The 25,350-nt window shown below is 68.5% G+C and carries 17 protein-coding genes; 13 read left to right on the forward strand and 4 right to left on the reverse strand.

The window, feature by feature from the left end:
* The first annotated feature begins 7 nt into the window (after positions 1-7).
* Genes IE113_RS11535 through IE113_RS11550 form a run of 4 tightly spaced genes read left to right on the forward strand, consistent with a single transcriptional unit; the run spans position 8 to position 6,202 of the window.
* The gene (locus IE113_RS11535; RefSeq protein ID WP_189541627.1) at positions 8-3,604 is read left to right on the forward strand and encodes a hydantoinase B/oxoprolinase family protein; all 3,597 of its coding nucleotides are present in this window, start codon (positions 8-10) and stop codon (positions 3,602-3,604) included.
* Positions 3,601-4,275 (forward strand): DUF969 domain-containing protein, encoded by a 675-nt coding sequence (locus IE113_RS11540; RefSeq protein WP_189541629.1) that lies wholly within the window; start codon positions 3,601-3,603, stop codon positions 4,273-4,275. The genes IE113_RS11535 and IE113_RS11540 overlap by 4 nt, the downstream gene beginning before the upstream one ends.
* Positions 4,272-5,210, forward strand: coding sequence for a DUF979 domain-containing protein (locus tag IE113_RS11545; RefSeq protein WP_189541630.1), 939 nt, complete (start codon positions 4,272-4,274; stop codon positions 5,208-5,210). Before IE113_RS11540 ends, IE113_RS11545 begins: the two co-directional genes overlap by 4 nt.
* Complete coding sequence (locus IE113_RS11550) at positions 5,207-6,202, forward strand: DUF2891 domain-containing protein (protein ID WP_189541632.1); 996 nt, start codon at positions 5,207-5,209, stop codon at positions 6,200-6,202. The genes IE113_RS11545 and IE113_RS11550 overlap by 4 nt, the downstream gene beginning before the upstream one ends.
* Here IE113_RS11550 and eda read toward each other — a convergent pair.
* From eda to zwf, 4 genes are read right to left on the reverse strand one after another with little or no spacing between them, the layout of a single operon-like run.
* The gene (gene eda, locus IE113_RS11555; protein ID WP_189541634.1) at positions 6,199-6,813 is read right to left on the reverse strand and encodes a bifunctional 4-hydroxy-2-oxoglutarate aldolase/2-dehydro-3-deoxy-phosphogluconate aldolase; all 615 of its coding nucleotides are present in this window, start codon (positions 6,811-6,813) and stop codon (positions 6,199-6,201) included. The two genes, IE113_RS11550 and eda, sit on opposite strands and share 4 nt — an antisense overlap.
* Positions 6,810-7,784 (reverse strand): glucokinase, encoded by a 975-nt coding sequence (locus IE113_RS11560; protein ID WP_189541636.1) that lies wholly within the window; start codon positions 7,782-7,784, stop codon positions 6,810-6,812. The genes eda and IE113_RS11560 overlap by 4 nt, the downstream gene beginning before the upstream one ends.
* Positions 7,781-9,595, reverse strand: coding sequence for a phosphogluconate dehydratase (edd, locus tag IE113_RS11565; protein WP_189541638.1), 1,815 nt, complete (start codon positions 9,593-9,595; stop codon positions 7,781-7,783). Before edd ends, IE113_RS11560 begins: the two co-directional genes overlap by 4 nt.
* Positions 9,588-11,027, reverse strand: a complete 1,440-nt coding sequence (gene zwf, locus IE113_RS11570) for a glucose-6-phosphate dehydrogenase (protein ID WP_189541640.1) — start codon at positions 11,025-11,027, stop codon at positions 9,588-9,590. Before zwf ends, edd begins: the two co-directional genes overlap by 8 nt.
* 165 nt (positions 11,028-11,192) lie before the next feature.
* On the opposite strand from zwf, the gene IE113_RS11575 reads away from it, so the two are divergent.
* From IE113_RS11575 to IE113_RS11615, 9 genes are all read left to right on the forward strand, one after another.
* Entirely contained in the window at positions 11,193-12,443 is a 1,251-nt protein-coding gene (locus IE113_RS11575; protein ID WP_189541642.1) for a cation:proton antiporter, read from the forward strand.
* Positions 12,440-13,342: an endonuclease/exonuclease/phosphatase family protein gene (locus tag IE113_RS11580; RefSeq protein ID WP_189541644.1), complete on the forward strand. Its 903-nt coding sequence runs from the start codon at positions 12,440-12,442 to the stop codon at positions 13,340-13,342. Before IE113_RS11575 ends, IE113_RS11580 begins: the two co-directional genes overlap by 4 nt.
* Positions 13,343-13,388: 46 nt before the next feature.
* Positions 13,389-14,435: a LacI family DNA-binding transcriptional regulator gene (locus IE113_RS11585; RefSeq protein ID WP_189541647.1), complete on the forward strand. Its 1,047-nt coding sequence runs from the start codon at positions 13,389-13,391 to the stop codon at positions 14,433-14,435.
* A gap of 139 nt (positions 14,436-14,574) precedes the next feature.
* The gene (locus tag IE113_RS11590) at positions 14,575-17,478 is read left to right on the forward strand and encodes a TonB-dependent receptor (RefSeq protein WP_189541648.1); all 2,904 of its coding nucleotides are present in this window, start codon (positions 14,575-14,577) and stop codon (positions 17,476-17,478) included.
* 159 nt (positions 17,479-17,637) lie between these two features.
* Positions 17,638-19,650 carry a glycoside hydrolase family 3 protein gene (locus IE113_RS11595; protein ID WP_229822332.1) on the forward strand — a complete coding sequence of 671 codons (2,013 nt, stop codon included), beginning with the start codon at positions 17,638-17,640 and terminating at the stop codon, positions 19,648-19,650.
* Between the two features lie 43 nt (positions 19,651-19,693).
* Positions 19,694-21,196 (forward strand): tryptophan halogenase family protein, encoded by a 1,503-nt coding sequence (locus tag IE113_RS11600; protein ID WP_189541650.1) that lies wholly within the window; start codon positions 19,694-19,696, stop codon positions 21,194-21,196.
* Entirely contained in the window at positions 21,193-22,623 is a 1,431-nt protein-coding gene (locus IE113_RS11605; RefSeq protein WP_189541652.1) for a glycoside hydrolase family 30 protein, read from the forward strand. Before IE113_RS11600 ends, IE113_RS11605 begins: the two co-directional genes overlap by 4 nt.
* A complete protein-coding gene (gene gluP / locus IE113_RS11610) occupies positions 22,620-23,897 on the forward strand; it encodes a glucose/galactose MFS transporter (protein WP_189541662.1) in 1,278 nt (425 codons plus the stop codon). Before IE113_RS11605 ends, gluP begins: the two co-directional genes overlap by 4 nt.
* Positions 23,898-24,042: 145 nt before the next feature.
* Positions 24,043-25,323 carry a sugar MFS transporter gene (locus IE113_RS11615; protein ID WP_229822355.1) on the forward strand — a complete coding sequence of 427 codons (1,281 nt, stop codon included), beginning with the start codon at positions 24,043-24,045 and terminating at the stop codon, positions 25,321-25,323.
* Positions 25,324-25,350: the final 27 nt, after the last annotated feature.

Genomic DNA, 25,350 nt, shown 5'->3' on the forward strand with positions numbered 1-25,350 from the left:
CGGGGGGATGAGCATTTCCCCGTCGCCGCGCTGGCAATTCTGGATCGACCGCGGCGGCACCTTCACCGATGTCGTCGCGCGCGATCCCGCTGGCCGGGTGCTGACCGCCAAGCTGCTGTCCGAAGACCCCAACCGCGCGGCCGATGCCGCCGCCCATGCGATCCGGCAACTGACCGGGGCGGGGGATGGGCCGCTGCCTCCGGCCGAGGTGCGGATGGGCACCACGGTTGCCACCAACGCCCTGCTGGAACGCAAGGGCGAGCCGACCGTTCTGGCGATCACGCGCGGCTTTGGTGATGCGCTGCGGATCGGCACGCAGGACCGGCCCGAACTTTTCGTGCGAAAGATCGACCTGCCGCAGCCGCCCCACGCCCGCGTGATCGAGATTGACGAGCGGGTCGATGCCGCCGGAACCGTGGTCCGCGCGCTGGACGAAGCCGCCGCCAGCACTGCCTTTGCCGCCGCCGTGGCGGACGGGCTGCGCTCCATCGCGATCGTCCTGATGCACGGCTATCGCTATCCCGCGCACGAAGCGCGGCTGGCGGAATTGGCCCGCGCCGCAGGGTTCACGCAAGTATCCGTCAGCCACGAGGTCGCCCCGCTGATCAAGCTGATCGGGCGCGGGGATACGACGCTGGTCGACGCCTATCTCTCGCCGGTGCTGCGGCGCTATGTCGAGCAGTTCTCCGGCCAGCTGGGCGGCCACATCCGCCCACTGTTCATGCAGAGCAGCGGCGGGTTGACGGGCGGCGCGCGGTTCCGGGGCAAGGATGCGATCCTGTCCGGCCCGGCTGGCGGGATCGTCGGCATGGCCAAGACGGCAGAAAGCTCGGGCGCGGCGCGGGTGATCGGGTTCGACATGGGCGGCACGTCCACCGACGTTAGCCACTTTGCCGGGACGTTCGAGCGCGACAGCGAAACCCGCGTCGCCAATGTCCGCATCCGTGCGCCGATGCTGCGCATCCACACCGTCGCGGCGGGGGGCGGATCGATCTGCCGGTTCGATGCCGGGCGGCTGGTGGTCGGCCCCGAAAGCGCGGGCGCGGTGCCGGGTCCGGCGTGTTACCGGAACGGCGGGCCGCTGACGGTGACCGACTGCAACGTGATGCTGGGCAAGCTGATCCCCGACCACTTCCCGCACCTGTTCGGCCCGACCGGCGACCAGCCGCTCGACCGCGCGGTGGTGGAGCGCCAGTTCGCGGACCTCGCCGCGCAGATCGCCGCCGAAACCGGGCAGAGCCTGACGCCGCAGGCGCTGGCCGAGGGGTTCATCCAGATCGCCGTTGCGAACATGGCCCACGCGATCAAGCAGATATCCGTCGCGCGCGGGCATGACGTGACCGGCTATGCGCTGGCCTGTTTCGGCGGCGCGGGCGGCCAGCACGCCTGTCTGGTGGCCGATGCGCTGGGGATCGATACGGTGCTGGTCCACCCGCTCGCCGGGGTGCTCTCCGCCTATGGCATGGGGCTGGCGAGCGAGGCCGCGGTGCGCGAACGCACGCTGGGCCTGCCGCTGGTGGCCGGGGTCGAGGCGGCAGTCGAGGACATTCGCGCCGCGCTGGCGGACGAGGCGGCGGGGCAGCTGGGCACTGCTCCCAGCCGGGTCGAAGCGAGCGTGTTCCTGCGCCGCGAGGGATCGGAAAACGCCATCGAACTGCCGCCGGGGCCGGTCGACGAGCTCGCCGCCGCCTTTACCGCCGCCCACCGCGCGCAGTTCGGCTATGACGGCGCGGGCGCGCTGGTGGTGGACCGGGTGCGGGTGGAAGCCGTGGCCGAGGATATCACCGCCGCCCAGATCGCCTGGCCGCTGCCCGCTGAAACGGGAACGCCGCTGGGACGGGAAACCTGCTATCTGGCCGGGGCAGCGCAGGACACCCCGGTGTGGGACCGCGCGGCGCTGGCGGCAGGGTTCACCGCCGACGGCCCGGTGATCGTGATCGACGCGCTGGCGACGACCGTGGTCGAACCGGGCTGGCGGCTCACGGTCGATGGCGATGGCACCTTGCGCCTCACCCGCCATGCCCCGCGCGCGGTGGCGGTGGCCAGCGGGACGGAAGCGGACCCGGTCCGGCTGGAAATCTTCAACGGGCTGTTCATGGCGATTGCCGAGGAAATGGGCAGCGCGCTGGCGCGCAGCGCCACTTCGGTCAATATCCGCGAACGGCTCGATTTCTCCTGCGCGCTGTTCGATGCGGACGGGCGGCTGGTGGCCAATGCGCCGCACATGCCGGTGCATCTGGGATCGATGGGGGAAAGCGTGCAGGCGGTGCTGCGCGAGCGTGCCGATGCCCGCGACGGGCGCGGGGTGCGGCGCGGCGATGCCTATGTCCTCAACGCGCCCTATGCGGGCGGCACGCACTTGCCCGATATTACCGTGGTCATGCCGGTGTTCGTCGATGACGCCAGCGCTGCCCCCGATTTCTTCGTCGCGGCGCGTGGCCATCACGCCGATGTCGGCGGGATTGCGCCGGGTTCGATGCCGCCCAGCAGCCGCAGCATCGCGGACGAGGGCGTGCTGCTCGATAACGTCCTGCTGGTCGATGAAGGCCGGTTCTGCGAGGACGAGCTGCGCGCGCTGCTCTCCGCCGGGCCGCTGCCATCGCGCAACGTCGATCAGAACATCGCGGACCTTGCCGCGCAAGTCGCCGCCTGTGCGCGCGGCGCGGCAGGGCTGGAGCGGGCCTGCGCCGAACATGGCCGCGCTGTGGTCGCCGCCTATATGCGCCACGTCCACGCCAATGCCGAAGAAGCCGTGCGGCGGCTGGTCGGGCGGCTGGCGGACGGGACGTTCGCCTATGCGATGGACAACGGCGCGGTGATCCGTGTCGCGGTGCGGGTGGACCACGCCGCGCGCCACGTCACCATCGACTTTACCGGGACGAGCGAGCAGCTGCCCGGCAATTTCAACGCCCCGTTCTCGGTCGTGCGGGCGGCGGTGATGTATGTCCTGCGCACCATGATCGACGATCCGATCCCGATGAACGAGGGGTGCCTGGCCCCGGTGACGATCGTGGTCCCCGAAGGATCGATGCTGCGCCCGCGCTATCCGGCGGCGGTGGTCGCGGGGAATGTCGAGACCAGCCAGGCCGTGACCGACGCGCTGTTCGGCGCGTTCGGGGCGATGGCGGCGGCGCAGGGGACGATGAACAACTTCACCTTCGGCACCGACCGCTACCAGTATTACGAAACCATCGCGGGCGGTGCGGGCGCGGGGCCGGACTTTGACGGCGCCAGCGCGGTGCAGACCCACATGACCAACAGCCGCCTGACCGATCCCGAAGTGCTGGAAACGCGCTTTCCGGTGCTGCTGGAGGAATTTTCGATCCGGCGCGGATCGGGCGGCGCGGGCGCACACCGGGGCGGCGACGGCGCGGTGCGGCGGCTGCGGTTTCTGGAGCCGATGGAGGCGGGCATCCTCTCCAACCGGCGCAAGGTGCCGCCGTTCGGCCTGGCTGGCGGAGCGGACGGGGCCTGCGGGCGCACCAGCGTTCAGCGGGTGTCCGGCGCGGTGGAGGTACTGGATTCAACCGCCAGCGTGCATGTGGCGGCGGGCGATGTGATCGTGATCGAAACACCGGGCGGCGGAGGATACGGCGAATTATGAACTACTGGGTTCTGTCCGGCATCGTGGTGATGGTCGCCGGGTTCGTGCTGCGGTTCAATCCGCTGCTGGTGGTGGTCAGCGCCGCGCTGGCGACGGGGCTGGCGGCCGGGCTGGACCTGGTTGCCATCGTCTCTGCCTTCGGCAAGGCATTCAACGACACCCGCTATGTCAGCGTGGTGTGGATCGTGCTGCCGGTGATCGGCCTGCTGGAACGCCACGGCCTTCAGGAACGCGCCCGTGCGCTGGTCGGGGGCCTGAAAGGCGCGACCTATGGCCGCTTGCTGACCGGCTACCTGCTGCTGCGGCAGGCGACGGCGGCGCTGGGGCTGACCTCGGTGGCGGGCCATGCGCAGACGGTGCGCCCGCTGGTCGCGCCGATGGCCGAAGCGGCGGCGGAGGACACCGGGCCGCTCTCGGACGCTGAGCGTGAACAAGTGAAGGCCATGTCCGCCGCGACCGACAACGTCGGGCTGTTCTTTGGCGAGGACATCTTCATTGCCATCGGCTCGATCCTGCTGATGAAGGGCTTCATGGAACAGCAGGGCATCATCCTTGCCCCGTTCGACCTGTCGGTCTGGGCGATCCCGACCGCAATCTTCGCGTTCCTGATCCACGGCTTCCGGCTGTGGCGACAGGACCGCAAACTGCGTCAGCGCGGAGGGGCGGCATGATCGGGCTGGCGCAAGTCTATGTCCTCGCCGGGCTGACCTTCACCGCCTTCGCGCTGCTGTCCGCGCGCGATGCCAGCAATCCGCGCCGGTTTGCCAACACCGGCTTCTGGGGACTGCTGGCGGTGTCGATGTTCGCCGGGGATCGGCTGGGCGATTTCGGCAACGGGCTGCTGGTGCTGGCGCTGGTCGCCATCGCGGGGTTGCGCGGGCTGGGCAAGGGGACCGGCGGCAGCGCGGCCGAGGAACGCGCCGCCAACGCCGAACGGCACGGCAACCGCCTGTTCCTGCTGGCGCTGGTCATCCCGGCCACCGCGCTGGCGGGCACGTTCCTGTTCAAGCAGTTTCCCGCAGCGGTCGATGCCAAGCAGGTCACGCTGGTCAGCCTTGCGCTGGGCGTGGTGCTGGCGCTGGTCGCGGGGGCAATCTGGTTGCGGCCCGCGCCGTCGGTGCCCTTGCAGGAAGGCCGGCGCCTGATGGACGCGGTCGGCTGGGCGGGCATCCTGCCGCAGATGCTGGCCAGCCTGGGCGCGGTGTTCGCGCTGGCGGGTGTGGGTGACGTGGTGGGCGCATTGATGGCCGATGTGATCCCCGCTGGCAGCCTGCTGGGCGCGGTGATCGCCTATGGCCTGGGCATGGCGCTGTTCACGATGGTGATGGGCAATGCCTTTGCCGCGTTCCCGGTGATGGCGGCGGCGATCGGCTTGCCATTGCTGATCCACCAGTACCAGGGCGACCCGGCGATCGTCAGCGCCATCGGGATGCTGGCGGGCTTCTGCGGCACGCTGATGACGCCCATGGCCGCGAACTTCAACATCGTCCCGGCCGCGCTGCTGGAACTGGATGACCGCAACGCGGTGGTGAAGGCGCAGATCGGCACCGCGCTGCCGCTGCTGATCGTCAACATCGCCCTGATCTACTGGCTGGCTTTCCCATGACCGACCTCACCGCCGATACCGCCGCGCGCTTCATGGCGCTGACCCTGGGCCATCTGGGCCGCGAATATCCGCACAAGCTGGATCACGTGCTGGACGGCCCTGAAGATGTGCAAAGCCCCAGCGCGCTGCACCCGATCTTCCACGGCAGCTTTGACTGGCATTCGTGCGTGCATGGCTACTGGCAAGTGCTGCGCCTCGCCCGGCGGTTCCCGGATCTGCCAGAAGCGGCGGCGGTGCGCGCCCATGCCGGGCGGGTGTTCACGGCTGCGAACTGGGCGGCGGAAACGGCCTACCTCGCCCGGCCATCGGCGCGCGGGTTCGAGCGGCCCTATGGCTGGGGCTGGGCGCTGGCACTCCACGCCGAACTGGCGCGGCACGATGCGCCATGGGCGGCGCTGGCAGAACCGTTCGCGCGAGCCTTTGCGCAGCGGCTGCACGATTTCCTGCCGCTCCAGACCTATCCGATCCGGGTCGGCACGCATTACAATTCCGCCTTCGCACTGACACTGGCGCGCGATTGGGCAGTGGAGCGCGACCCGGCGCTGGTCAGCCTGATCGATGCGCGGGTGCAGGGCTGGTTCGGCGGGGACCGGGCCTGTCAGGCGTGGGAGCCGGGCGGCGACGAATTCCTGTCCTCTGCCTTGTGCGAGGCGCTGGTGATGAGCCGGGTGCTGAGCGCGGATTTCGCCGCGTGGTTCGATGGCTTCCTGCCGGACTGTGCGGGGCAGCAGCCCGCCACGCTGTTCACCCCCGCCACGGTGTCAGACCGCAGCGACGGCAAGATCGCGCATCTTGACGGGCTGAATCTCAGCCGCGCGTGGTGCTGGCGCGAGATCGCTGCGGCGCTGCCGGCGGATCATGCGGTTGTCCCCGTCGCCCGCGCGGCGGCGGAGCGGCACCTGGCCGCCGCGCTGCCGCACCTGGCGGACGATTACATGGGCGAACACTGGCTCGCCACGTTCGCGCTGCTGGCGCTGGAGGCGGGGGTTTAGCGCGCGAACGCCGCCGCAGCCCGTGCCGCCGCTTCGATGGCGGCGACATCCGGTTCGCCCGCCGGGACCAGCCACGAGCCGCCGCAGCACAGCACCGCGTCCAGCGCCAGCCAGTCGGGCGCGGTGGCGGCGCGGATGCCGCCGGTGGGGCAGAACCGGACCGAGCCGAACGGCGCGGCAATGGCCTTCAGCGCGGGGATGCCGCCATTGGCCTCGGCCGGGAAGAACTTGAACCGGTCCAGCCCCAGGTCCAGCCCGCGCATGATGTCGGACGGGGTTGCGGTGCCCGGCAGGAACGGCACGTTGGCGGCAATCGCGGCCTTCGCCAGGCTTTCGGTCAGGCCGGGGGAGACGATGAATTCGCTGCCGGCGGTCAGCGCGTCGTCCAGCGCATACTCGTTCAGCACGGTGCCCGCACCGACAATCGCGCCGGGAACCTGCTTCATTTCGCGGATCACGTCGAGCGCGGTCGAGGTGCGCAGCGTCACTTCCAGCACGGGCAGGCCGCCCGCGACCAGCGCTTCGGCAATCGGGCGCGCGTGGGCGACTTCCTCGATGGTCAGGACCGGGATGACCGGGGCCATCAGCATGATATCTTCGATACGGCTCATTTCAGGTGTTCCGATGCAAAGGCAGCGGCGGCGCCAAACAGGCCCGGCTGCGGATGGGTGATCAGTTTGACTGGCAGGCCAGCCATCAGTCCTTCGAAGCGCCCCTTGGCGCGGAAACGGCTGGCAAATCCGGATTGCAGCAGCGTGTCGCGGATGCGCAGGCCCAGCCCGCCCGCGATCACCACGCCGCAAGCGCCCTGCGCCAGCGCGATATCGCCCGCGACCGCGCCCAGCGACAGGCAGAACCGGTCCACGGCGGCGGCGGCGAGGCTGTTTTCCCCGCTGGTGCCCAGCTGCCACAGGGTGCGGTCATCCAGCGGCTGGATCGCGCGGCCCTCCATCGCGGCGAGCGCTTCATAGATGTCGACGATGCCGGGGCCAGAGACCACGCGCTCCACCGAAACGCGGCGATAGCGCTGGCGCAGCCGCGCGAGCAGCGCGTCCTCGATGCTGTCGAGCGGGGCGAAATCGATATGCCCGCCCTCGGTTGCCTGCACGCGGTATGCGCCGCCGTCCCGCCACACGTGCGCCACGCCCAGCCCGGTGCCGGGGCCGACGATCGAGATCGTGCCGCTGGCGGGCAGCGGTTCGTCCGGCCCGGCCAGGTGAATGAAATGGTCGGGCGCGGCGCGCGCCACGGCATGGCCGACCGCGCCGAAATCGTTGACCACGCTATAGCGTGCCGCGCCCAGTTTTTCGGGGATCAGCGCGGGGCGAATGATCCAGGGGTTGTTGGTAAAGCGGATCACCTCTCCACCGACCGGCCCGGCCACCGCAATTGCCACCGCATCGGGCAGGCTGCCGCCCTGCTGCCGGGCGAAGTCTTCCCACGCGGTCTGGAAACTGGCGTGGTCGCTCGTGTGGAGCGTGGCGGGTTCGCCCAGCGTGATCGCGCCGTCCGCTGCCACTTCGGCAATGGCAAAGCGCGCGTGAGTGCCGCCGATATCGACGGTGACAAGCCGGGTCGTCATAGCCCGGCCTCCGCCAGCATGGCCGATCCGCCCTGTTCCGCGCCGTCGGCATGGCGGCGCAGCATGGCGAACAATTCACGGCCCATCCCCATCTGCTCGGCCGGGGGCTGCGCGGGCGCGCGCGCCGACAGGTCGGCGAGCACTTCCAGCGCGCCGCTATTCGCGCAGAGGCGGATCACGTCACCGTCCTGCACCTTGCTCAACGCGCCGCCGCCCAGCGCCTCGGGCGTGACGTGGATCGCGGCGGGAACCTTGCCCGATGCGCCCGACATCCGCCCGTCGGTCACCAGCGCGACCTTGAAGCCTTTGTCCTGCAACACGCCCAGCGGCGGGGTCAGCTTGTGGAGTTCGGGCATTCCGTTGGCCCGCGGCCCCTGGAAGCGCATCACGACCACCACGTCGCGGTCCAGCTCACCCGCCTTGAATGCAGCCAGCACGGCGTCCTGGTTGTCGAACACGCGCGCGGGGGCTTCCACTGTCCAGCGCACCTGATCGACGGCGCTGGTCTTGAACGTGGCCCGGCCCAGGTTGCCCTGCACCAGCCGCATGCCGCCATCCGGCTGGAACGGTTCGGACACCGGCGCCAGCACGGCAGGATCGCCGCTGACGGCCGGGGCGGGGCGGAAGGCCAGCGCCTCGCCATCGAGGAACGGCTCGTCCGCATAGGCCGCCATGCCGCCTTCGGCCACGGTCAGGATATCGCCGTGGGCAAGGCCGGCATCGAGCAGCTGGCGAATGACATAGCCCATGCCCCCCGCCGCATGGAAATGGTTCACGTCCGCCGCGCCATTGGGATAGACGCGCGCGATCAGCGGCACGACCGCGGACAATTCGTCCAGGTCCTGCCAATCCAGCACGATCCCGGCGGCGCGGGCCATCGCGGGCAGGTGGATCGCGTGATTGGTCGATCCGCCGGTCGCCAGCAGGCCGACGCATGCGTTGACGATCGCGCGTTCATCCACGACCCGGCCCATTGGGCGATAGTCGCTGCCTTCGCGTCCGATCTCTGCCAGCCGGTGCACGGCCTTGCGGGTCAGCGCGGAGCGCAGCGGGGTGTTGGGCGGCACGAACGATGCGCCCGGCACGTGCAGGCCCATCAGTTCCATCATCATCTGGTTGGAATTGGCGGTGCCATAGAACGTGCAGGTGCCGGGGCTGTGATAGCTGGCGCTTTCGCTTTCCAGCAGGTCGGCGCGGGTGGCCTTGCCCTCGGCATAGAGCTGGCGGACCTTCTGCTTGTCCTTGTTGGCAAGGCCGGACGGCATCGGGCCGCTTGGCACGAAGATCGCGGGCAGGTGCCCGAACCGCAGCGCGCCAATGACCAGGCCGGGGACGATCTTGTCGCAGATCCCCAGCAGCGCCATGCCATCGAACATCGCGTGGCTCATCGCCACGGCGGCCGACAGGGCGATGGTATCGCGGCTGAACAGGCTCAGTTCCATGCCGTCCTGGCCCTGCGTCACGCCGTCGCACATCGCCGGAACGCCGCCCGCCACCTGCATCGTCGCGCCCACTTCGCGGGCATACATTTTCATCGCTTCGGGATAGCGGCCATAGGGCTGATGGGCCGAAAGCATGTCGTTATAGGCGGTGACGATGGCGAGGTTCGCGCCGCGCCCGCTCTTGATCGCGCCCTTGTCTTCCAGCGCGGCGGCAAATCCGTGGGCCAGGTTGGAACACGACAGCGCGTTGCGATTCGGAAAGCGCTCCGCCTCGCGGTCCATCAGGTCCAGATAGCGCTGGCGGCGGTCCTTGGAGCGGTCGATGATCCGCGCGGTCACGCGCTCGACCACGGGGTGCAGCTTACTCATGCCAGTGAACTCCGTCGCGCTCGGTCAGCGCAATCGCCGCGCTGGGGCCCCAGGTCCCGGCGGCGTAGGGTTTGGGTTTCAACTCGTGCGTGGTCCAGCTGGCGCGGATGCCGTCGATCCAGTCCCACTGCGCTTCCACTTCGTCGCGGCGGACGAACAGGGTCTGATCGCCCTCGATCAGGTCCAGCAGCAGGCGTTCATACGCGATGCGCTTGGTCGGCCCGGCAAAGGCGTCGGCCATGGCGATGTCCAGCGGCACTTCGCGCAGGCGGAACCCGTCGCGGTCCAGCCCCGGCACCTTGGCCATCAGCGAAAGGGTGATGTTTTCTTCCGGCTGGATGCCGATCACCAGCCGGTTCGGGACCGAGCGCGCACCGCGCCCCGCGAAGATCGAGTGCGGGACATGGCGGAACTGCACCACGATTTCGGTCTTGCGTTCGGGTAGGCGCTTGCCGGTGCGCAGGTAGAACGGCACGCCCTTCCACCGCCAGTTGTCTAGGTGGGCCTTGATCGCGACGAAGGTTTCCGTGTCGGACGGCTTGCCCAGTTCCTCGTCATAGCCGGGCACGCCCTGGCCGCCGATCGCCCCAGCGCGATACTGGCCGGTGACGGTTTCGGACGGATCGATCAGCCGCAGCGCGCGCAGCACCTTGACCTTCTCGTCGCGGATCGCGGTGGCGTTGTAGTTGGCGGGCGGCTCCATCGCGACCAGCGCCAGCAATTGCAGCATGTGGTTCTGGACCATGTCGCGCAGCGCCCCGGCCCCGTCGTAAAACCCCACGCGCCCTTCCAGCCCGACGGTTTCCGCGACCGTGATCTGGACGTGGTCGATGTGCGCCCCGTTCCACAGCGGTTCGAACAGGATGTTGGCAAAGCGCAGCGCCAGCAGGTTCTGGACGGTTTCCTTGCCCAGGTAGTGGTCGATCCGGAACGTGCGCTCCTCCGGAAAGGCGCGGGCGACGGCATCGTTGATCTCGCGGCTGGATTCCAGGCAGGTGCCCAGCGGCTTCTCGAGGCCAATGCGCACCTTGTCACCGGTCAGCCCACTGGCGGCCAGCCCGGCGATGGTCGGTTCGAACAGGCTGGGCGCGGTCGACAGGAAGATCGCCAGCCCCTGCTCGATCGGCCCGACCTTGGCCGCAAGGGCCTGGTATCCGGCGGCGTTCGTGGCGTCGAGCGGCTGGTAGCGCAGCCGGTTCAGGAATGTCGCCATGCTGCCGCGCCGGTCGGCGGGCAGGAACTTTTCCAGCGCGGCGCGGGCGAAGTTGCGAAAGCCGGCGTCGTCGAAATCCTGCCGGGCCGTGCCGATGATCTGCAGGTTCTCGTGCACCAGCTCGTCGGCATGCAGCGCGCAGAGCGAGGGCAGCAGCATGCGCTGCGCCAGATCGCCAGTGGCGCCGAACAGCAGCAGGCGGTCTGCGGTGAAGCTCATCGCGGCGCCTTCGGGAAGCGTGTCATCATGCCCGGTGGGGTAGCAGCGGGGTGCGGGAGAGGCCAGAGCGCTGCATTCTTATGCATGGGTGCGCGGCGGCCTGAATACGTCTGCACCGAAGTGCGGTCTTTCCAAGACCCGGCCAGCCGCATACACCCGCCGCCCATGACCGCCGCCCAGCTCAGCATCATGTTCTTCCTGCAACTTGCCGCGATCATCGCGGCGTGCCGCCTGGTCGGCCTGGCCGCGCAGCGCTGGCTGAACCAGCCGCAAGTGGTGGGGGAAATGATCGCCGGGGTGCTGCTCGGCCCATCGGTGCTGGGGCTGCTGGCCCCGCAGATCGAAGCGGCGCTGTTTCCGGAAGAATCGAAGAAGGTGCTCTACGTCGGCGCGCAGCTGGGCGTGGGGCTCTACATGTTCATCGTCGGGCTGACGTTCGACAAGGACGAGTTCCGCTCCAGCGCCCGGTCGGCGGCAGCGGTGGCGTTCGGCAGCATGGCCGCGCCGTTCGCGGTTGCCGCGCTGATGGTGCCCTGGCTGATGGGGATCGACGGGCTGTTCACCCCGCGCGTGGGCGAGGCGCAGGCAGCGCTGTTCCTGGGCGCGGCGATTGCGATCACGGCGTTTCCGATGCTGGCGCGGATCATCCACGAACGCGGCATCGCGCATACCAAGCTGGGCACGCTGTCGCTGTCGTCCGGCGCGATTGGCGATGCTGGGGCGTGGATCGTGGTCGCGCTGGTGCTGGCCAGCCTGGGCGAAGGCGCGTCGCTGGCGTGGCGGGCGGTCGGTGGCGGGCTGGCGTTCGCGGTGGTGATGGTGTGGATCGCGCCGCCGCTGCTGGCGCGGCTGGGCGCAATCCATGCCCGGCAGGGCGAGATCGGCGGCGGGCTGCTCGGCACGGTGCTGGTGCTGTTCCTGCTATCCGCGTTCTTCATGGACGCGGCGGGGATTCACGCGGTGTTCGGCGGCTTCCTGCTGGGCACGGCGATGCCGCGCGGGCCCTTTGCCGAGGAGCTGCGCGCCAAGCTGGAGCCGTTCACCACGGTGTTCCTGCTGCCGATGTTCTTCACCTTTTCCGGCCTCAACACCCAGTTGCAGGTGGTCGACAATCTGGCGCTGGCCGGTGCGGCGCTTGCGATTCTGGCGGCGTCAATTCTGGCCAAGGGCGGGGCGTGCTACCTTGCCGCGCGGCTATCCGGGCATGACCATGCGACGGCGATGGGCATTGGCGCGCTGATGAACGCGCGCGGGCTGATGGAACTGATCATCATCAACATCGGGTTGCAGCGCGGGATCATCGAGCCGGGGCTGTTCGCGATCCTGGTGGTCATGGCGATCGTCACCACACTGATGGCCTCCCCGCTGTTCGAGGCCGTCTATGGCCGGCGCGCCCGCGAAGAAGGGCGCATGTGATCCGCCTGCTGGCGCTCGCCCTGGCGCTGTTGTCCGCGCCCGCGCTGGCCGCGCCGCGCTGCGGGGCAGATGTGCGGGTGATGACCTACAACATCCGGCTCGACACCCCTGCCGACGGTCCCAACCGCTGGGAACTGCGGCGCGATTTGCTGCTGGCGCAAGTGGACCTGCTGCGGCCCGCGATTGTCGGGTTTCAGGAAGTCGTGCCGGGCCAGCTGGCCGATCTTGAGGCTGCCCTGCCCGGCCATGTCCGGATCGGCGGCGGACGCGACGGCGATGGCACGGCGGGCGAAGCATCGCCGCTGTTCGTTGCGCGCGCGGTTTTTGCGGTGCGGGCACAGGGCCAGTTCTGGCTCTCGCCCACGCCGGACAAGACCTCGCGCGGGTGGGATGCGGCGTTCCCCCGGATCGTGACTTTCGCGCATCTGCGGCGGCGCGGCGATGGCGCGCGGGTGCTGGCGCTCAACACCCACTGGGACCACGTCGGCACGCAGGCGCGGCTGGAAAGCGCGCGCCAGATCGCCCGCTGGATCACCGCCAACCGCCAGCGCGGCGAGGCGCTGGTGGTGCTGGGCGATTTCAACGCCGCGCTGGCCGAACCCTCGCTGCAAGCGCTGCTGGCCGAAGGCGGACTGCGCGATGCCCGCGCGGTGGCGGGGCGGCACGCGCAAGGCAGCTCGATCAGCTTCAACGCGTTTCAGGCGGTGCCTGCCAAAGGCGCGTTGATCGATCACGTGCTGACCGGCCCCGGCATTGCCGTGCGGCGCTGGCACGCGCTGGCCGAGCACTTTGACGGGCGGGTGGCGTCGGACCATTTCCCGGTGATCGCGGACCTCATCCTGCCACTGCGCGGAAACGCTTCCAATTCGGCGCGCGCGGCTTGCCAAGGCGGCGATTGATTGCGACATTGCGTCCCAGGGGCATTGGACAGAGATTTTCCGGGCAGTGAGCAAATCGACCATCGACGATGTCGCCGCCCTGGCCGGTGTGGCCCGGACCACGGTGTCGCGCGTGCTCAACAACCAGCCCAACGTCCGCGCCGAAGTGCGGGACAAGGTGCTGCGCGCGGTCGAGCAGCTGGGCTTTCGCGTCAACCCGCAGGCGCGCCAGCTGGCGGGCAAGAAGGCGCTGCGCTTCGTGCTGGTCCACGCGTCGGACTTTGATAGCGAGCCGAATTCCTACTTCAGCTCCGCGCTGGAACTGGGCGCGACCCGCGCGGCGGCGCGGCTGGGGGCGCAGCTGATTACCCACGTGGTCAACCAGAACGATCCCCACGCCGCCCGGCAGATTTTGGCGCAGGCGGCGGATGACCAGTGCAACGGTGTGATCCTGACCCCGCCGTTCGCGGACGATCCGGCGCTGCTGCGCGCGTTGGCGGCGCAGGATTGCAGGGTGGTGGGCATCGCCGCCGGGCCGGAAAGCCAGGCGCTGGTCGAAACGATCGGCATCGACGAGGAGCGCGCCGGGCACGACATGGCCGCGCACCTGCTGGCGCAGGGCCACCGCGCGTTCGGCTTCATCAAGGGGCCGGCGCAGCACCGCTCTGCCGAAGGGCGCTATGACGGGTTTCTGGCCGCCCTGGCCGAAGCCGGCATTCCGGCCAGCGCGGTGCAGGCGGAGCGGGGGAATTTCACGTTCCGCTCAGGCCTCGACTGCGCGCAGCGGCTGCTGGGGCCGGACCGCACGATCACCGCGCTGGTCTGCGCCAACGACGACATGGCGGCGGGCGCGCTGCTGGCCGCGCACAAGGCGGCGCTGCGCATTCCGCAGGACATCGCGATCACCGGGTTCGACGATACGCCGGTGTCCGAAATCGTCTGGCCGCCGCTCACCACGATCCACCAGCCGCTGCGCAAGATGGGCGAGCGCGCGGTCGAACGGCTGGCCCAACTGGCCGGCGGCAGCCCGCCCGATCCGGCCGCGCCGCCGCTGCACGAGATCGTCCCGCACCATCTGGTGCCGCGCGATTCCAGCGGAATGGCTCTGCAATAATCGCATTGGAAGCGCTTCCTATTGACGTGCGGCATCGTTTCCGGCATGAAATTGGAAGCGCTTCCAATTGTTCCAGCCACCAGGGCTCTGGTGAAACGAGCGAACATCCCGGAAATCCGCGCTTCATGGAGGGGATCGAATGGCATTGAGGGTTGATTCGCGTGACGCTGGCGTCCGGCTGCCGCGCACGTATCGTTTCGGGCTGACCGCGGCTTCCGCGCTTGCTCTGGCGGCATTCGCGCCGCAGGCTCTGGCGCAGGATGCGCCGGGCACCGACGCGGCCGAAGTGACGGACGAGGATGGCGGCATCCTGGTCACCGGCATCCGCTTCTCCATCGCCAACTCGGTCAACACCAAGCGCAACGCCGACAGCATCGTCGAAGCCGTTTCGGCGGAAGACATCGGCAAGCTGCCCGACCAGTCGATCGCGGAATCGATCGCGCGCCTGCCGGGCCTTGCCGCCCAGCGCGTCAATGGCCGTGCGCAGGTGATCTCGCTGCGCGGGCTCTCGCCCGACTTCACCACCACGCTGCTCAATGGCCGCCAGCAGGCCAGTTCGGGCGACAACCGCTCGGTCGAGTTTGACCAGTATCCGTCGGAACTGCTGAGCAGCGTCGTGATCTACAAGACGCCGGACGCCAGCATCGCCGGCATGGGTCTGGCCGGTTCGGCCGACCTGCGCACCGTGCGCCCGCTGGAATATGGCAAGACCGCCATCGCGCTCAACCTGCGCGGCGAACTCAACACCGGCGGCAAGCTGAACGACGACGTGCGCAACTGGGGCTGGCGCGGCAGCGCCAGCTGGATCGGCCAGAACGAGGCTGGCACGCTTGGCTGGGCGCTGGGCTATGCCCACCTCGACAGCCCGACCCAGACCCGCCACACCAAGCTCTACAACTACGAAACGTTCTGCTGCGGGATCGATGGCAACATCAGCCCGGCGGGTGCGCGCTCATCCTCGTTCGTCACCGGCCAGGAAGTGTTCGCCTACTCGCGCGAGAACAAGCGCGACGCGCTGATCGGCATCCTGGAATTCGAACCGAGCGAAGCAATCCACTCCACGCTCGATCTCTACTACTCGCGCTTCAAGCAGCGCGAGGTGATGCGCGGTTCGCAGTGGTTCTCCAACGTCTGGGCCGATAGCCAGACTTTCACCAATGTCGGCACCACCACCATCGGCGGCACCAGCGTTGGCGTTACCGGCACCACCAACGGCGTCGCGCCGCAGCTGCGCAACGATTACAACACCCGCGACGACAAGCTGTTCTCGGTGGGCTGGAACAACGAGCTCGCGCTGGGCGAATCGACCACGCTGGTCGCCGACCTGTCCTATTCCCGCAACAAGCGGGACGAGAGCATTACCGAGACCTATCAGGGCTATGGCACCGGCGCGACCGCCGCGACCCAGAACGCCAACCGCACGTTCGATTCCATCGCGTGGGACTTCACCGATGCCCTGTCCGGCAGCGGCGGCTTCCCCCGGTTTGACGAAGGGCTGAACTACGCCGACGCCAGCAAGGTCTCGCTGGGCGACCGCGCCCCGTGGGGCGGCTGGGGCCACGATGGCGCGACCAAGGAACCGCAGGTCATCGAAAAGGTCTGGGCCATCGACCTGGGGATCAAGCGCGACCTGGGCGAAGGCTTCTTCCGCAGCGTCGAGCTGGGCGGCAACTACACGCGCCGCACCAAGACCAAGACCGTGGCCGAATACGACCTGTTCCTGAAGAACGGCCGCGCGCAGACGCTGGTGGGTTCGCAGTATCTGCTCGATCCGACCTCGCTGGGCTTTGCCGGCATGGGCAACGTGCTGGCGATCGACCTGAAGCAGGCGCTGCCGGTCTATTACGACAAGACCGTCTATGTGGACCCCAACACGTTCGACAAGGCCTGGGGGATCGAGGAAGACATCTTCACCGCCCGCGCCAAGGTGCAGCTGGAAGCCGGGCCGCTGCGCGGCAACATCGGGTTGCAGATGGTCCACCAGAAGCAGCAGTCGGACGGCAGCGCGATCAACACGGCGGTCACCCCGCGCGTGGTGACGCCGGTGTCGAAGTCGGCCAGCTATACCGACTGGCTGCCCAGCCTGAACCTGATCCTCGATCTGGGCGGCGGGCATCGCCTGCGCCTGGCCGCGTCGAAGGTGCTGGCGCGTCCGCGCATGGATGAAATGCGCGCCTCGTTCATCCCCTCGTTCAGCAACCCCTGCGCGGGGGCGGGCGGCTCGTCGGTCAACTGCCAGCCGGGTGGGACGATCAACCCGTGGAACGGCAACGGCGGCAACGCCCTGCTCGAACCGTGGCGGGCCAAGGCCATCGACGTCGCGTACGAATGGTACATCGACAAGTCGAGCTATGTCTCGATCGCGGGCTTCCACAAGCATCTGGACAACTACATCTACACCCAGAGCCAGAAGTTCGACTTCACTGGCCTCCAGATGCCGACCACGGCGATCATCCCGGCGGGCGTCACGGTCAGCACGCTGGGCCAGATCAACCAGCCGGCCAACGGCAAGGGCGGTTACATTCAGGGCATCGAGCTTTCCGGTGCGCTGGGTCTGGGCAAGCTGGTTTCGGTGCTGGATGGCTTCGGGATCATCGGCAGCTATGCCTATACCAAGTCGAACCTGCGCCCGACCGCGTCGACCAACGCGGCGACCGTGCAGGCCACCCGCATTCCGGGCCTGTCGGGCACGGTGTGGAACCTGACCGGCTACTTCGAAAAGGACGGATTCCAGGCCCGCGCCAGCTATCGCTATCGTTCGGCCTTCAAGGGCGAAGTGGTCCAGCTGTTCGCCGCGCGCGGCGCGACCGAAATCCTGGCGGACAAGCAGCTGGACGCGCAGATCGGCTATACCTTCGGCGAGGATTCCTCGCTCAGCGGGCTGTCGATCCTGCTGCAGGCCAACAACCTGACCGACTCCCCCTATCGCACCCGGCTGGGCGTCGATGGTGGCGGAGCCAAGACGGCGGACGGCAGCTTCCTGCCCGAAACCTATGAAAAGTACGGACGGCAGTTCCTGGTCGGCTTCGGCTACCGGTTCTGACCTCCCCTTGCCCGCATCAGGTGAACTGATCGGGTCGCACAGGCAGGCCGGAGGCGCTGCGGTACCCACATTCAGCCGGGTGCCGCAGCGGATTTGAGGACTCCGGCCTGTCGCCGTGCCACGCGGCCCTTGCAGCCGCCGAATTGAAAAGGTGTTTCCTTGGCATATTCCCCGCGCGCGCAGGCTTTGCTCTCCCTCCCGCTGATCGCGCTGCTGACGGCCTGCGGCGGTTCGCGCGAACCCGTCTCGGCCCCGGCGGCGCCTGCGGCTGAATCGCCAGCGCCTGAATGGAGTGCCCGCGAGGCGGAAATCATCGCCGCGTTTCCGGCCCGCGCGGCGACCCAGCCGGTCGATCCGGCCATGGAGGCGCGGATCGCGCAGATCGTGGCGGGGATGACGCTGGAGCAGAAGGTCGGGCAGATGACCCAGGCCGAAATCCGCTCGATCACGCCCGATCAGGTGCGCCAATACTACATCGGTTCGATCCTGAACGGCGGCGGGGCCTGGCCGGGGATGAACAAGCACGCCAGTCTGACCGACTGGACCAATCTGGCCGATGCCTATGCCAAGGCGGCGCTGGCGACCGACATGGCGGTGAAGATCCCGCTGATCTGGGGCACCGACGCCGTCCACGGCCACAACAACGTGGTGGGGGCGACGATGTTCCCGCACAATATCGGGCTGGGGGCGGCGAACGATGCCGATCTGGTCCAGCGGATCGGGCGGGCGACCGCGAAGCAGGTCCGCGCCACCGGGATCAGCTGGGCCTTTGCGCCCGCCGTCTCCGTGGTGGAGAATCAGCGCTGGGGCCGCGCCTATGAAGGCTATTCCAGCGATCCCGCCGTGGTCGCGAAACTGGGCGGGGCGCTGGTGCGCGGGCTGCAGGGCGAACTGACCGGCGAAGGCGATGTGGCCGCCAGCGTGAAGCACTTCATCGGCGATGGCGGGACGTTCCAGGGCGTCGATCAGGGTGAGAACCGCAGCGACCCCGCAAAGCTCGCCGCCGTTCACGGCGCGGGGTATTATGCCGCGCTCGATGCCGGATCGGCCACCGTGATGATCAGCTACAACTCGTGGGCGCCGGGCGGGACGGAGCCGCTGGGCAAGCTGCACGGCAACCGCGCGCTGGTGACCGGCGTGCTCAAGCAGAAACTGAATTTCGACGGGCTGGTGGTGTCCGACTGGAACGCGATCGAACAGGTGGCGGGCTGCGAGCGCGACCATTGCCCGCAGGCGATCAACGCCGGGATCGACCTGTTCATGGTCCCCGACAACTGGAAGACCTTCATCGAACGCACCGTGGCCGATGTGCGCGAAGGGCGCGTGGGCATGGCGCGGATCGACGATGCGGTAACCCGCATCCTGCGCGTGAAATTCCGCACCGGGCTGTTCGACAAGCCGGTGTCTGCCAGCCGCCTGACCGGCGATGCCAGCGCGCTGGTCGATCGCCCGCTGGCACAGGAAGCGGTGCGCAAGTCCGCCGTCCTGCTCAAGAACGATGCCGCCGCGCTGCCGCTGAAGCCGGGCAAGCGGCTGCTGGTGGTGGGCAAATCGGCAAACAGCTTTCCCGATCAGGCGGGTGGCTGGTCGATCACCTGGCAGGGCGATGAAACCGACAACCGCGACTATCCGGTGGGCGAAACCCTGCTCGACGGGCTGCGCCGGGTCTATGGCGCGGAAAACGTCACGTTCTCCGCCGATGGCAGCGCATTTGCGCCGGGCAAGTTCGATGCCGTGGTGGCCGTGCTGGGCGAAACCCCGCACGCCGAAATGAAGGGCGATGTGCGCTGGCCGACACCGCTGGCGCATGGCCTGCAATATCCGGAGCAGGCCGCGCTGCTGGGCAAGGTCAGCGGGCGCGGGGTGCCGGTGGTGTCGGTGCTCTATTCGGGCCGCACGGTCTATGCGACCGACCTGATCAACCGCAGCGATGCCTTCGTCGCGGCGTTCCTGCCGGGGACCGAGGCGGGGGCGCTGGCGGATCTGCTGGCGGGCCGCGGCAGCCTCGATTTCAGCGGGCGGCTGTCGTTCAACTGGCCCAGCACCCCCTGCCTGACCACGGGCGAACCGGCGGGCGAGGCGCTGTTCGCGCGCGGCCACGGCCTGTCCTACCGCGCGCCGAAGGCGTTGGGCAAGCTGGTGGAAACGCCGATCCCGGCGGCTTGCCCCTGATCGCAACCCGCGCCTAGAACCGCGCCAGAGGAGAGGGCCGCACATGACGCCGATCAAGCGCATTCTTATCGCCGGGGGCGGCTCGTCCGGGTGGATGACGGCAGCGCTGCTCGCACGGCTGTTCCAGGGCCTGTACGAGATCGTGCTGGTCGAATCCGAGGATATCGGCACGATCGGCGTGGGCGAGGCGACGATCCCCGCGATCAAGAAATACAACGAGCTGCTCGGCCTCGACGAGAACGAGTTCATGGCCCGCACCCAAGGCAGCTTCAAGCTGGGCATCCAGTTCGTCGACTGGTGGAAGCAGGGGCAAAGCTACGTCCACGGCTTCGGCGTGATCGGGCAGGACTGGGAATGGCTGCGGATGCACCATTACTGGCTGAAGGCCCACGCGCAGGGCCGTGCCGGTGATTTCGCCGCCTATTCGATCAACACCGCCGCCGCGCTGGAAAACAAGTTCGTGCGCGCGCAAACCCAGATGGGCGACAGCCCGCTCAGCCAGATCGCCCACGCGTTCCACTTCGACGCCTCGCTGTTTGCGCGGTTCCTCTCGGCCTATGCGCAGGAACGCGGCGTGCGGCGGCGCGAGGGCAAGATCGTGGACGTGACGCTGCGCCCCGATGATGGCTTCATCGACAGCGTGACGCTGGACGACGGCGAAGTGATCGGCGCGGACCTGTTCGTCGATTGCTCCGGCTTTCGCGGGCTGTTCATCAACCAGGCGCTGGGCGTGGGGTTCGATGACTGGTCGCACTGGCTGCCGTGCGACCGGGCGGTTGCGGTGCCGTGCGAGCGCTCGGAAAACTTCACCCCCTACACCCGCTCCACCGCGCACGGCGCGGGCTGGCAGTGGCGCATTCCGCTGCAGCACCGCACTGGCAATGGCCACGTCTATTCCAGCCAGTTCATCGACGATGCCGCGGCCGAACGCGTGCTGCTGGCGAACCTTGACGGCGCGCCCCGCGCCGATCCGTTCCGGGTGGAATTCAAGGCGGGCAAGCGCAAGCAGCTGTGGCACAAGAACTGCGTCGCCATCGGGCTGGCGGGCGGCTTTCTGGAACCGCTGGAATCGACCAGCCTGCATCTGGTGCAATCCGGGATCATCCGCATGGTCCGCCTGCTGCCCGACGCCGGGTTCGATGCCGCGACGATTGCCGAATTCAACCGCCAGACCGACTTCGAATACGAACGCATCCGCGATTTCATCATCCTGCACTACAAGGCGACCGAGCGCCGCGACACGCCGTTCTGGGACTATTGCCGGACGATGGAAGTGCCCGACACCCTGCAGCGCAAGCTGGACCTGTGGATGGCCAATGGCCGCATCTTCCGCGAGGACGAGGAGCTGTTTGCCGAGGAAAGCTGGATTCAGGTCCTGCTGGGGCAGGGCATGATCCCGCGCGGCCATGACCCGCTGGTCGATATCAAGAGCGACGCGCAGATCGCGCAGTATCTGGGCAACATCGCGGCCGTGATCGGCAAGTGCGTGGCAGTGATGCCCACGCACGCCGAATACGTGGCCAAGACCTGTCCGGCGGCGGCATGACCCTGCGCCGCGGGTTGGCCGTGCTGGCCGCACTGGCGCTTTCCGCGTGCCAGACCTTGCCCGATCGCGCCCCGACCATGGCCGTCTGGGCGAGCAGCGCGGACGCATCGCGCAAGCTGGAGCGGCAGGCCGACATCTCGGCGCTGCCCGCCGCCACGTCTGTGCCGGACGAACTGGTGATCGATCCCGGCCAGCCGGATCAGGAGATCGTTGGCTTCGGCGCGGCGATGACCGATTCCTCCGCGCTGCTGCTGCGCGACAAGCTGACCCCGGCTGCGCGCGAGACCCTGCTGCGCGAGCTGTTCGGGGCCGATGGCCTCGCGCTCAATTTCATGCGCCTGCCGATTGGCGCGTCGGACTTCTCGGTCAAACACTACAGCCTGAACGACTTGGCCCCGGGCGAAACCGATCCGCAGCTGACCCGCTTTTCGATGGCGGAGGCCGAGGCCGCGCAGATCCCGATGGCGCAGGCGGCGCGGCGGGTGAACCCCGACCTCGTCCTGATGGCCTCGCCGTGGAGCGCGCCCGCGTGGATGAAGGACAGCGCCAGTCTGATCAAAGGGCAGCTAAGGCAAGAACACTACGGCACCTATGCCCGCTATTTCGCGCGCTATCTGGATGCGATGGAGGCGGCGGGGCTGCCGGTGCGCTATGTCTCGGTCCAGAACGAGCCGGACTTTGAACCCGCCAACTATCCCGGTATGCGTGTGCCCCCGGCGGCGCGCGCGGCGTTCATCGGCCAGCATCTGGGGCCGCTGCTGGCCAAGCGCAAAAATCCGGTGCGCGTGCTCGACTGGGATCACAACTGGGACCAGCCGCAGCAGCCACTGGCCGTGCTGGCCGATCCGGTGGCCAACCCATTCGTCGCGGGCGTGGCGTGGCATTGCTATGCGGGCGATCCCGCCGCGATGGAAACCGTGCGCCGCGCCCATCCCGACAAGGAAGTGTTCTTTACCGAGTGTTCGGGCGGGCAATGGGCGCCGAACTGGGGCGAGACGCTGGGCTGGATGATCGACAACCTGATCATTGCCCCCAGCCGCGCCGGATCCAGGGGCACGCTGCTGTGGAACCTTGCGCTGGATGAGACTTACGGCCCGCATCTGGGTGGCTGCGGCGATTGCCGGGGGGTGGTGACGATCGACAGCCGCAGCGGCGCGGTCACCCGCAATGTCGAATATTACGTGCTGGGCCATGTCAGCCGGTTCGTCCGCCCCGGCGCGCGGCGGGTTGCAAGCCAGGGCGGCGGCGCGGATGTGCGCCACGCCGCGTTCCGCAATCCCGATGGATCGCTGGCGCTGGTGCTGCGCAACGCCGGAAAGTCCGCCGCCGCGCTTGCCATCCGCAGCGGCGGCAGGGCATGGCGGGTCACGGTGCCAGCGGGCGAAGTCATGACGCTGGTGTGGCCGGATGAAGGAACCGCCCGATGATCGAACGGCTGCGCGCATTGGGAATTACCGGCGCGTTCCTCTCGGTCACGATGCTGTTCTTCGCGTGGGGCTTCATCTGTTCGAACAACGATCCGCTGATCGTGGCGCTGCGCGCGGCGTTCCGGCTCAGCTATACCGAGGCGCTGCTGACCCAGCTGGTGTTCTTCCTCGCCAGCGGGCTGATCGCGCTGCCGGCGGCGGCGCTGGGCAACCGGATCGGGCCGGTCCGCACGATCATTGCCGCGCTGGCGACGATGGTGGCGGGCTGCCTGCTGGTGCGCGGGGCGACCGGGCTGGGGCTCTATGCGCCGATCCTCGCCGCGCTGTTCGTGCTGGCCAGCGGGATCACCACGCTGCAAGTCGCCGCCAACCCGCTTGCCGCCGCGCTCGGCCCGCAGCGGACCAGTCATTTCCGGCTGACCTTTGCACAGACCTTCAATTCGCTGGGAGTGGTGCTGGGGGTCCATTACGGATCGACGCTGATGCTGGGCGATGCGGCGATGGTCTCGCGGCAGGGCGTGCTGGCCGACGCGGCGAGCCGGGCCGAGGCGCTCTCCGCCGTCGCCGGGGCGTTCGGGATCATGGCCGCGCTGCTGCTGGTAGTCGCGGTGTTCGTGTGGAGCCAGCGCCGCCGGATCGAGGCTGCCGCCGCCCTGATCCCGCCCGCGCCGGAGGCCTCGGTGCTGGCCGCGCTCCGGTCGCGCTGGGCGCTGCTGGGGGCGGGGGCAATCGCGCTCTATGTCGGGGCGGAAGTCGCCATCGGCAGCATCATGATCAATTTCCTGCATCAGCCGGGCGTGCTGGACCTGCCGCTGGAACAGGGCGGGCGCTATCTTGCCAACTTCTACTGGGGCGGGGCGCTGGCCGGGCGGCTGATCGGCAGCGTGGTGCTGACCCGGGTGGCCGCGCCGCGCCTGCTGGTGGGCTGCGCCGGGACTGCGGCGGCGCTGTGCCTTGTGGTGCTGACCGGAGCCGGGCCGCTGGCGGGCTATGCCGCGCTGGCCGTCGGCCTGTTCAATTCGATCATGTTCCCGACGATCTTCACGCTGACGCTGGAACGGTCCGATGCGGCGCCGTCGTCCACCTCGGGCCTGCTGTGCCTTGCCATTGTCGGCGGGGCGGCGCTGCCGCTGCTGGTCGGGCGACTGGCCGATGCGGTCAGCCTGAGCGCGGCATTCGTGGTCCCGGCGGCGGCCTATGGGCTGATCGCGCTGTTCGCGCTGGCGGCCGGACGGTCGGGACAAGGGCGGGCACGGGCGGAGCATCCGGCGTGATTACGTATGCCTATGCCCGTCCGGGGCGGAATCGGGACTTTTGCAGTTGCCGGAACGGGCCACTTGCGGCATCCCATTAGGCAATATTGAGAACGTTAACACGTCGCGGCACGAGGAGAGAAATCAGATGGCCCTGCCCCCCACCATGACCGAGCTGAGCAGCGCCGACCCGGTGCCGCTTGGCCACGACAGCGGCCAGATCGACGCGCCGCAGCTGCAACTGTTCGTGATGGCGCTGTTCTTCATCTTTGGCGGGATCACGTCGCTTAACGATGTGATCATCCCCAAGCTGAAGGAACTCTTCACGCTGAACTTCACCCAGGCGATGCTGGTGCAGTTCTGCTTCTTCACCGCCTATGCCGTGATCGGCATTCCGGGCGCGCGGCTGGTCAAGAAGATCGGCTACATGCGCGGCGCGGTGGCGGGCCTGCTGACGATGATGGCGGGGTGCCTGCTGTTCATCCCGGCCAGCCAGACGGCGACCTATGGCGTGTTCCTGTTCGCGCTGTTCGTGCTCGCCAGCGGGGTGGTGATCGTGCAGGTCGTGTCGAACCCGCTGATCTCGCTGCTGGGCAAGCCGGATACGGTCCACAGCCGCCTGACCTTTGCGCAGGCGTTCAACTCGCTGGGGACCACGGTGTTCCCGATTGTCGGTTCGATCCTGATCCTCGGCAGCCTGGCCAGCGTCAGTGCCGACCAGCTCTCTGGCGCGGAACTGGATGCCTATCGCACCGCCGAAAGCCAGGCGATCGTCAACGGCTACCTTGGCCTTGCCGCCGCGCTGGCGGTGGTTGCCGCGGTGGTGTGGATGTTCCGCAACAAGCTGAAGGGCGAAAAGCACGAAGCCAGCGCCGGTCTGGCCGGTCTGGACCTGCTGAAGCGTCCGCGCTTTGGCTATGGCGCGCTGTGCATCTTCCTCTACGTCGGGGCCGAAGTGGCGATCGGTTCGCTGATCGTGAACTACCTGATGCAGCCGCACGTGATGGGGCTGGCGGAACAGGATGCGGGCAAGCTGATCGGGATGTACTGGGGCGGCGCGATGGTCGGCCGGTTCATCGGTTCGGTCGTGCTGCGGCTGGTCAGCCCCGGCCTGGTGCTGGCGGGCGTGTCGGTGGGCGCGATTGCGCTGATCGCGCTGTCGACGGCCACCACCGGCGCGGTATCGGGCTACAGCCTGCTCGCCATTGGCCTGATGAACTCGATCATGTTCCCGACGATCTTCACGCTGGCCTGCGAAAAGCTGGGCCCGCGCGCGGCGGACGGTTCGGGGATCATCAACGTCGCGATCTTCGGCGGGGCGGTCGTGCCGCTGCTGACGGGCGTGGTCGCGGACACCACGGGCAGCCTGGCGCTGGCGCTGGCGCTGCCGGCGGCGTGCTATGCCGTGATCGCCGGCTTCGGCCTGTTCGCGCGGCGGCCTGCGTAATTGGTGGGTGCGGGCAGGCCATCCGGC

Source organism: Novosphingobium arvoryzae, from assembly GCF_014652615.1.
In the GTDB taxonomy this organism is placed as follows: domain Bacteria; phylum Pseudomonadota; class Alphaproteobacteria; order Sphingomonadales; family Sphingomonadaceae; genus Novosphingobium; species Novosphingobium arvoryzae.

Coding starts and splice junctions, on each gene's coding strand:
- IE113_RS11535 (WP_189541627.1), top strand. CDS start 8: ATGAGCATTTCCCCGTCGCCGCGCTGGCAATTCTGGATCGACCGCGGC.
- IE113_RS11540 (WP_189541629.1), top strand. CDS start 3,601: ATGAACTACTGGGTTCTGTCCGGCATCGTGGTGATGGTCGCCGGGTTC.
- IE113_RS11545 (WP_189541630.1), top strand. CDS start 4,272: ATGATCGGGCTGGCGCAAGTCTATGTCCTCGCCGGGCTGACCTTCACC.
- IE113_RS11550 (WP_189541632.1), top strand. CDS start 5,207: ATGACCGACCTCACCGCCGATACCGCCGCGCGCTTCATGGCGCTGACC.
- eda (WP_189541634.1), bottom strand. CDS start 6,813: ATGAGCCGTATCGAAGATATCATGCTGATGGCCCCGGTCATCCCGGTC.
- IE113_RS11560 (WP_189541636.1), bottom strand. CDS start 7,784: ATGACGACCCGGCTTGTCACCGTCGATATCGGCGGCACTCACGCGCGC.
- edd (WP_189541638.1), bottom strand. CDS start 9,595: ATGAGTAAGCTGCACCCCGTGGTCGAGCGCGTGACCGCGCGGATCATC.
- zwf (WP_189541640.1), bottom strand. CDS start 11,027: ATGAGCTTCACCGCAGACCGCCTGCTGCTGTTCGGCGCCACTGGCGAT.
- IE113_RS11575 (WP_189541642.1), top strand. CDS start 11,193: ATGACCGCCGCCCAGCTCAGCATCATGTTCTTCCTGCAACTTGCCGCG.
- IE113_RS11590 (WP_189541648.1), top strand. CDS start 14,575: ATGGCATTGAGGGTTGATTCGCGTGACGCTGGCGTCCGGCTGCCGCGC.
- IE113_RS11600 (WP_189541650.1), top strand. CDS start 19,694: ATGACGCCGATCAAGCGCATTCTTATCGCCGGGGGCGGCTCGTCCGGG.
- IE113_RS11605 (WP_189541652.1), top strand. CDS start 21,193: ATGACCCTGCGCCGCGGGTTGGCCGTGCTGGCCGCACTGGCGCTTTCC.
- gluP (WP_189541662.1), top strand. CDS start 22,620: ATGATCGAACGGCTGCGCGCATTGGGAATTACCGGCGCGTTCCTCTCG.
- IE113_RS11615 (WP_229822355.1), top strand. CDS start 24,043: ATGACCGAGCTGAGCAGCGCCGACCCGGTGCCGCTTGGCCACGACAGC.